1 protein-coding gene is annotated in these 2,687 nt (G+C 75.4%); it reads left to right on the plus strand.

Annotated elements, in window-relative coordinates:
- Positions 1 to 177: 177 nt before the first annotated feature.
- A complete protein-coding gene (locus ACFV4G_RS37605) occupies positions 178 to 2,277 on the plus strand; it encodes an FtsX-like permease family protein (protein ID WP_380447039.1) in 2,100 nt (699 codons plus the stop codon).
- Positions 2,278 to 2,687: the final 410 nt, after the last annotated feature.

The following is a 2,687-nucleotide window of genomic DNA, read 5'->3' on the forward strand; positions in this document are numbered from 1 at the left end:
GCTTAACGGGCATGGCTCAGTTGCTCCTTCAGCGCGTGGCCGTCGTGGCCGCGCCGTCGGGGGCCCCGGGAGCCGGGTGGGCCCCCCCCCCGGCGCCGGCCCCCCGGCGCGCGCCCGCCCGCGGGCGGCGACGAGATCGCCGTCGACGAGGCCGCCGCCGCGCGCTGCGGCTACCGCGTGGGGGACGCCGCACGGATCTCGGTGGACGGCCCCGGCCTCACCGTGCGCATCAGCGGCGTCTTCACCACCCGCGCGGAGCCCGCCGTCACCGACGGCGGGAGCGTGGTGCTGTTCGACACCGCGACGGCGCAGCAGCACTTCACCGGCCCCGGCCGCTACAGCGAGTTCCACGTGAAGGCCGCGCCCGGCGCCACCGCCGAGCGGCTGCGGCAGGCGACGAAGCAGGCCGTCCCGGGCGCCACCGTCCTGACAGCGGACGTCCCCACCCGCGACCGGGCGTTGCGCGCCGAGAACCAGGTCTCCTCACTGCGCACCACACTGCTGTCCTTCGCCGCCGTCGCGCTGTTCGTCTCCTGCTTCCTCATCGCCAACACCTTCGGCATGCTCGTGGCCCAACGGACGCGCGAGGTCGGCCTGTTGCGGGCGATCGGGGCCTCGCGCCGGCAGGTCGGGCGCCTGGTGCTGGCCGAGGCGTTCCTGGTCGGGCTGGCGGGCTCGCTGGTGGGGGTCGCGGCGGGCGTCGGCGTCGGGGAGGTGCTGCGCCCGATCGCCGGTGACCTCGGCAAGGGCGGTCCGCTGCCGACCGGGGACGCGCTCAGCCTGCCCGTGTACGCGCTGCTCGTCCCGCTGGCCACCGGGGTGCTGACCACGGTGGTCGCCGCCTGGCTCCCGGCGCGGCGGGCCGGACGGATCGCGCCGCTGGCCGCGCTGCGCGTCGCGGAGGCTCCGCTTCGGGAGGGGGTCGGGAGGCGACGCGTGCTCGCAGGTGTGGTGCTGGCCGCCGGTGGTGCGGCCGGCCTGCTGAGCGGGGCGAGCAACGACCGCATCCAGGAGGGCGCGCCCGTACTGGCCTTGGGCGCCGTGCTGGCGGCCGGCAGCCTGCTCGCGCTCATGCCGACGCTGGTCGGGCCGCTGCTCGCGGTGGTCCGACCGCTCCTCGGTCGTGCGGGGATCGGCGCGCGGCTCGCCGAACGCAACAGTGCCAGCAATCCGCGCCGCGTGTCCGCCCCGGCCGCGTCGCTGGTCATCGGCGTGAGCCTGGTGACCACCCTCACGGTCGTCGCCGCCGGCGGCCTCGCGGCGGCGGACGCCGCGGGCGCGCACGTGCTCAAGGCGGACTACGTGGTGTCGATGCGGAGCCTGGACGCTCAATCGGCGGTGGTGGAACGGACGTTGGCCGCCAGCGCCGAGGTCGCCGCCGTCGCGGCGCTACGGGAGGTGGAACTGACGGTCGACGGGGTGCGCGCGTTCGGCCTCGCCCTGCCGTCGAACGCCGTGCGGGACATGCTGCGGCTGCGCATGAGTGGGGGAGCGGCTGACATCGGCGCTGGAAACGTGCTGGTGCCGGCCGGCTACGGCCGGGCGGTCGGAAGTACGGTGCACGCGCGTCTGGTTGACGGGCGGGCTGCCGAGTTGACGGTCGCAGGGGTCTACGAGCCCAACGCGCTGGTGAGCGGCTTCCTGGTCGATGCCGCCGCCTTTCCTGTGGATGCCTCTCCTGTCGGTGCCGTTCCTGCCGGTGTCGTTCCTGTCGCTGCCTCTCCTGCCGGTGCCGTCCGGAGCGTGCTCGTCCGTACCCGTGACCACCCGAGCCCCGGGCTGCGCCGCACCCTCGCCCACGCCCTCGGCGACAGCCCCGCCCTGCGCATCGACAGCAGCGACGACCTGGCCCGCGCCGCCGCCGACGACGCCGACCGCATGCTCGACCTGCTCTACGCCCTGCTCGGCCTCTCCATCGGCGTCGCGCTCCTGGGCGTCGTCAACACCCTGGCCCTGTCCGTCACCGAACGCCGCCGCGAGATCGGCATGCTGCGGGCCATCGGCCTGACCCGGGCGGGCGTGCGCGCCATGGTGCGCGCCGAGGCCCTCATCATCGCCGTTCTCGGCGGCGCCCTCGGCCTGGCCCTGGGCCTCCTCGTCGGCTGGGCGAGCGGCGAGGCGATCGCACGCCACACGCCCGGCTTCCGCCACAGCGTGCCCGTGCTGCGCCTCGCCGTCCTGCTGGCCGCGGCGGCGGGAGCGGGCCTCCTGGCCTCCCTGTGGCCGGCACGCCGGGCGGCCCGGACCCCGGTCCTGGCGGCCATCGGGACGGAGTAGCTGCGCGTAGGAAGAAGGGCTGCACCCGCTTGTCCAAGGGGCTGCCGGCGCCGGCCGGAAACCGAATCTCGTCGCATCAGAAGGGACACCGAACACATGCGCCGCCTCTGGCGAATCCCCGTCCTGCTCCTGGCGGAGGCGGTGACGGCCGCCGCCGTGACCATCCCCGTCCTGTGGGCGTACGGCTGGAACCGCTTCCGAAAGCCGCCCCTGCCGCCGCTGGGCAGGATCGCACCTCCGGACCGCCGGTCCGGTGCTCCGGCTGACGGACCGTAACGCCGGGAGGGCCCCCGTGGCCCGGGGGGGGGGGGGGGGGCCCCGGGCGTAAACAGAATGTGGCATTTTAGCGTGGCCGTATACCCCGGGTCCCTTGGCCACGAGTCGAGGTACCCCGAGGACAGCGACCCGAG

The organism is Kitasatospora sp. NPDC059747, from assembly GCF_042732955.1.
Classification (GTDB): Bacteria; Actinomycetota; Actinomycetes; order Streptomycetales; family Streptomycetaceae; genus Kitasatospora.